This is a genomic window from Mesorhizobium sp. M7A.F.Ca.CA.002.09.1.1, assembly GCF_003998555.1.
Classification (GTDB): Bacteria; Pseudomonadota; Alphaproteobacteria; order Rhizobiales; family Rhizobiaceae; genus Mesorhizobium; species Mesorhizobium ciceri.
On the sequence record NZ_RZRR01000385.1, the window covers coordinates 1 to 4997 of the forward strand.

6 protein-coding genes are annotated in these 4997 nt (G+C 62.5%); 2 read left to right on the plus strand and 4 right to left on the minus strand.

Annotation, left to right across the window (positions count from 1 at the left end; translation table 11 throughout):
- Positions 1–37: 37 nt before the first annotated feature.
- Positions 38–829, minus strand: a complete 792-nt coding sequence (locus EN994_RS17520) for an ABC transporter ATP-binding protein (RefSeq protein ID WP_013530913.1) — start codon at positions 827–829, stop codon at positions 38–40.
- A 142-nt stretch (positions 830–971) separates the two neighbouring features.
- Between EN994_RS17520 and EN994_RS17525 the strand changes: the two genes are divergently transcribed.
- A complete protein-coding gene (locus EN994_RS17525) occupies positions 972–1382 on the plus strand; it encodes a cupin domain-containing protein (protein ID WP_013530912.1) in 411 nt (136 codons plus the stop codon).
- 62 nt (positions 1383–1444) lie between these two features.
- On the opposite strand, the gene EN994_RS17530 is transcribed toward EN994_RS17525, so the two are convergent.
- The 3 genes from EN994_RS17530 to EN994_RS17540 form a co-directional block, all read right to left on the minus strand.
- A complete protein-coding gene (locus EN994_RS17530) occupies positions 1445–1780 on the minus strand; it encodes a hypothetical protein (protein ID WP_244514313.1) in 336 nt (111 codons plus the stop codon).
- Between the two features lie 43 nt (positions 1781–1823).
- Positions 1824–3275: a dihydropyrimidinase gene (gene hydA, locus EN994_RS17535; protein WP_063168503.1), complete on the minus strand. Its 1452-nt coding sequence runs from the start codon at positions 3273–3275 to the stop codon at positions 1824–1826.
- Between the two features lie 63 nt (positions 3276–3338).
- Positions 3339–4589 (minus strand): Zn-dependent hydrolase, encoded by a 1251-nt coding sequence (locus EN994_RS17540; protein ID WP_063168504.1) that lies wholly within the window; start codon positions 4587–4589, stop codon positions 3339–3341.
- A gap of 121 nt (positions 4590–4710) precedes the next feature.
- Here EN994_RS17540 and EN994_RS17545 point away from each other — a divergent pair.
- Positions 4711–4997 (plus strand): TetR family transcriptional regulator (locus EN994_RS17545; RefSeq protein WP_127307679.1); only part of this gene is annotated, 287 nt, incomplete at its 3' end.

Genomic DNA, 4997 nt, shown 5'->3' on the forward strand with positions numbered 1-4997 from the left:
CTCCCCGTTGGGGAGAGGAGGAAGCTCATCCTGCCCCTCAATCATCATAGCTGTGCCCCGCGCGCAGCCCGTCCCGCACCCGCGCTGCGATCGCCAGAAACTCCGGCGTCTCGCGGATGTCGAGCGGCCGCTCTCTCGGCAGCGTCGATTCGATGATGTCGCTGACACGGCCCGGGCGCGGCGACATGACGACGATGCGCGTCGACAGATAGACGGCCTCCGGAATGGAGTGGGTGACGAAGCAGATGGTCTTGTTGGTGCGTCCCCACAATTCCAGCAGCTGCTCGTTGAGATGGTCGCGCACGATCTCGTCCAGCGCGCCGAACGGCTCGTCCATCAGCAGCAGGTCGGCGTCGAAGGCCAGCGCACGGGCAATCGAGGCGCGCTGCTGCATGCCGCCCGAGAGCTGCCAGGGATATTTCTTCTCGAATCCAGAGAGGTTGACGAGGCCGAGCGTGCGCTTGATCCGCTCGCCTTGCTCCGCCCTGGATAGGCCCATGATCTCCAGCGGCAGCCCCACATTGCGCTCGATGGTCCGCCACGGAAACAGCGCCGCCGCCTGAAAGACATAGCCATAGGCGCGTTTCTCGCGCGCCTGCTCTGCTGTCATGCCATTGACGGAAATCGCCCCCGAGGTCGGCTTCTCCAGATCGGCGATGACGCGCAGCAGCGTGGTCTTGCCGCAGCCCGAAGGCCCGATGAAGGAGACGAACTCGCCCTTGCCGATGGTGAGATCGACATTGGACAGCGCCTGCACCGGCCCGTCATTGGTCTGGAAAGTCAGCCCGAGTTTGCTTGCCGCGACGACGGCTGGCGAATTCCCCGTCATCGGTTGCCGCCTGCCTGTTTCCGTTCCCGCGGCGGCTGGAATCCGATTGCTTTTATCGCGATGTTGTTTTCCACTTGCCCTGTCCCATTTGGCCCTGTCCCTCTGACCTTGTCCCACGCGATCGACGCCCGGAGTTTCCCCGATGTCGCCTAAACCCACTTGTCATCTTATCCGCCCTGAAAGCACTTATGAAGGCAAGCAGGGGCTGACCTATTTCGCCGGCATTGCCGCCGAGACCGTCGGTGCCTCCGGCATCTGCATGCACATGCTCACCATGCCGCCCGGCGCCCGCGCCAAGGCGCATATGCACGAGAGCCACGAGACGGCGATCTATGTGCTCTCCGGCGAAGTTCACACCTGGTATGGCGACCGGCTCGAGCATCATATCGTCGTCAAGGCCGGTGATCTCTTCTACATCCCCGCCGGCGTGCCGCATCTGCCGGCCAACCTGAGCGGCGCCCCGTCCTCTGCCGTCATTGCGCGCACCGATCCCAACGAACAGGAGAGCGTCGTCCTGCTGCCGGAACTGGATGCGCTGGTCGCCGGAAGCTGACTTCGCCGGGCTAGGCGCCCGTCGGCCAATTGCTAGAGGTTTGCGCCCGCCAGCTTCGGCAATCATCGGCACCGAGACACTTCCCCATAGACGGTGCCGTCCGCATCCGCGATCACCAGTTTCTTGGCGTTCTTGGTGCTGTGCTTGATGATGAAGGTGGCGGGCGACTTGCCCTCTTCGCCTTCGGCCTCGCACTCCGCCTTCACCACAAGCGAGCCGTCGGCCTGGACCCTCTTGCCGGTGAAGGTGCAAGCGCTCGTCGCCGTGATGAAGTCGGTGTTGGTTAGAAGCAGCATGTCCTCGGCGTAGACTTCCTGGCCGTTCTTGTTGATGCAGCCGGACTTGTTGCCATAAGGTTTGGCTAGGTCGATGCCGGCCGCCGACACTTGGCTGGCCACCAGAACCAAAACTGCCGCGAAAAGAAGTCCCCCGCGCCGCACCTCAAACCCCGGTCGCCGGGATGCCGGTGCGTTCCACCTTGCGCGGCGCGGAGATTTCCTTCCACGTCGACAGCGCCCGGTTGACGGCCGCATTCGGCTCGCGGCCGACGAATTCACCATGGCCGGGCTTGGTCTTGACCTCGGACTCCTGGATCGACAGTTCGCCCCGCGAGAACACGAACCGCGGCAGGCCGGTCACCTCGAAACCCTCGAAGACATTGTAGTCGATCACCGATTGCTGCTTCTTGGACGAAATTGTCTTCTTGCGCTTGGGATCCCAGACGACGATGTCGGCGTCGGCACCCTCTACGATGGCGCCCTTCTTCGGATACATGTTGAGGATCTTGGCGATGTTGGTCGAGGTCACCGCGACGAACTCGTTCATCGTCAGCCGGCCGGTGTTGACGCCTGTGGTCCACAGCACCGGCATGCGGTCTTCAAGCCCGCCGGTGCCGTTCGGGATCTTGGTGAAATCGCCGACGCCGTTGCGCTTCTGTTTGGTGGTGAAAGCGCAATGATCGGTCGCCACCACCTGCAGCGAACCCGCCTGCAGGCCGGCCCACAGCGAGTCCTGGTGCGATTTGTTGCGGAAGGGCGGACTCATCACGCGGCGTGCCGCATGGTCCCAGTCCTTGTCGAAATACTCGCTCTCGTCCAGCGTCAGGTGCTGGATCAGCGGCTCGCCGAACACCCGCATGCCCTTCTGGCGCGCCCGGCGGATCGCCTCGTGGCTCTGCTCGCAGGAGACATGCACGACATAGAGCGGCACGCCGGCCATGTCGGCGATCATGATGGCGCGGTTGGTCGCCTCGCCTTCCACTTCGGGCGGCCGCGAATAGGCGTGGCCCTCGGGGCCGTTGTTGCCGGCAGCCAGCAGCTTCTGCGACAGTGCCGCCACCACGTCGCCATTCTCGGCATGAACGAGCGGCAGCGCGCCGAGATCGGCGCAGCGCTGGAACGACGCATACATCTCGTCGTCGTCGACCATCAGCGCGCCCTTGTAGGCCATGAAATGCTTGAACGAGGTGATGCCCTTGTCGACGACCGTGGCCATCTCGTCGAACACCTGCTTGCCCCACCAGGTGATCGCCATGTGGAAGGAGTAGTCGCACGACGCCTTCGAGGTCTTGTTGTCCCACATCTGCAAGGCTTCGAGCAGCGACTGCTGCGGCGCCGGCAGGCAGAAATCGACCACCATCGTCGTGCCGCCGGAGAGCGCCGCGCGCGTGCCGGATTCGAAATCATCGGCCGAATAGGTGCCCATGAACGGCATTTCGAGATGGGTGTGCGGGTCGATGCCGCCCGGCATGATGTAGCAGCCGGTGGCGTCGAACTCATGGTCGCCATGCAGGCCCGAACCGATGGCGACGATCTTGCCGTGCTGCATCAGCACATCGGCCTTCCAGGTGCGGTCGGCGGTGACGATGGTGCCGTTTCGGATGACTTTGGTCATTGACTGTTCCCTTGTTCTCTTCGCGCTTCTTTACGAGCGTCGTTTGGAAGGTGGATTCTAAGCTCACTCCACGATGACAGCCGTCTCCACCACCGCGTGGAACAAGACATCGGCACCCGCCGAAGCCCATTCCTTGGTGATCTCTTCGGCCTCGTTGTGGCTGAGGCCATCGACGCAAGGGCACATCACCATGGCGGTGGGCGCGACGCGGTTGATCCAGCAGGCGTCGTGGCCGGCACCGGAAACGATGTTGCGATGGGAATAGCCAAGGCGGTCGGCGGCATCGCGGATCGCCTTGACGCAGCCGGCATCGAAAGTCACCGGATCGAAAGCGCCGACCTGTTCGATCTCGCAGCGGATGTCGAGTGCATCGCAGATCGTGTCGATGCCTTCGCGGATGCGGCCATCCATCGCGTCCAGCACTTCCTTTTCCGGCGAGCGGATATCGACGGTGAAGACGGTGCGCCCGGCGATGATGTTGCGCGAATTGGGATAGACCTCCATGTGGCCGACCGCGCCGACGGCATCGGGCTGGTAGTCCATGGCGATCTCGTGCACCAGTTCGATCACCCGCGCCATGCCGAGCCCGGCATTGCGGCGCTTGGGCATCGGCGTCGAGCCGGTATGGGCTTCCTTGCCGGTCAGCGTCACCTGCAGCCATTTAAGGCCCTGGCCATGGGTGACGACACCGATGTCGATATCTTCGTCCTCGAGGATCGGACCCTGTTCGATATGCAGTTCGAAGAAGGCATGGATCTTGCGGTCGCCGACCTTCTCGGGGCCTTTCCAGCCGATGCGCTCCAGTTCCTCGCCGAATTTCTTGCCCTGCTTGTCGACATGCCCGTACACATCGGCCTGGTCGAGCACGCCGGCGAACACGCCGGACGCCATCATAGCCGGCGCGAAGCGCGAGCCCTCCTCGTTCGTCCAGTTGGTGACGACGATTGGATGTTTGGTCTTGATGCCGAGATCGTTGAGCGAGCGCACCACTTCAAGCCCGCCCAGTACGCCGAGCACGCCGTCATACTTGCCGCCGGTCGGCTGCGTATCGAGATGGCTGCCGACATAGACCGGCGGCAGGCTGGGATCGGTGCCTTCGCGGCGGGCAAACATCGTGCCCATTTCATCGACGCCCATTTCGAGCCCGGCCGCATCGCACCAGCGCTTGAACAGATGCCGCCCTTCGCCGTCTTCGTCGGTCACGGTCTGGCGATTGTTGCCGCCGGCAATGCCGGGGCCAATCTTCGCCATCTCCATGATGGAATCCCACAAACGGTTTGAATTGATTCGCAGATTCTCGCCGGGTGCGGCCATCTCGAGTTCCCATCTACACCAGGGGTCTTGTCGCCCCTTGAGTGATTTACAGCTTGACCGTATGGTCAGCTTTTAAACTACACAACCTGACCAAGCGGTCAACTAGAATCTTGGGGTAGACATGGCAGAACCCACCCGCCCCATGCGGCGACAGGAGATCCGCCGAGAGAATGAAAAAACCATTCTCGTCGCTGCAGAGAAGGTGTTTGCGGAGGCAGGGTTTGGCGGCGCCACGATGCAGTTGATTGCGGATCTGGCCGGACTGCCGAAGGCAAATCTCCACTACTATTTCGCCACCAAGGAAGAGCTTTACCGGTCGGTCGTTCAAAACATCTTTGAAATCTGGCTACAGGCGGCCAATTGCTTCGACGCGGCGCGCGGGCCCATAGACGGCATCAGTGCCTATAT

Excerpts from the sequence above, each read along its gene's own strand:
- EN994_RS17520 (WP_013530913.1), bottom strand. The coding sequence starts at position 829 with ATGACGGGGAATTCGCCAGCCGTCGTCGCGGCAAGCAAACTCGGGCTG.
- EN994_RS17525 (WP_013530912.1), top strand. The coding sequence starts at position 972 with ATGTCGCCTAAACCCACTTGTCATCTTATCCGCCCTGAAAGCACTTAT.
- hydA (WP_063168503.1), bottom strand. The coding sequence starts at position 3,275 with ATGACCAAAGTCATCCGAAACGGCACCATCGTCACCGCCGACCGCACC.
- EN994_RS17540 (WP_063168504.1), bottom strand. The coding sequence starts at position 4,589 with ATGGCCGCACCCGGCGAGAATCTGCGAATCAATTCAAACCGTTTGTGG.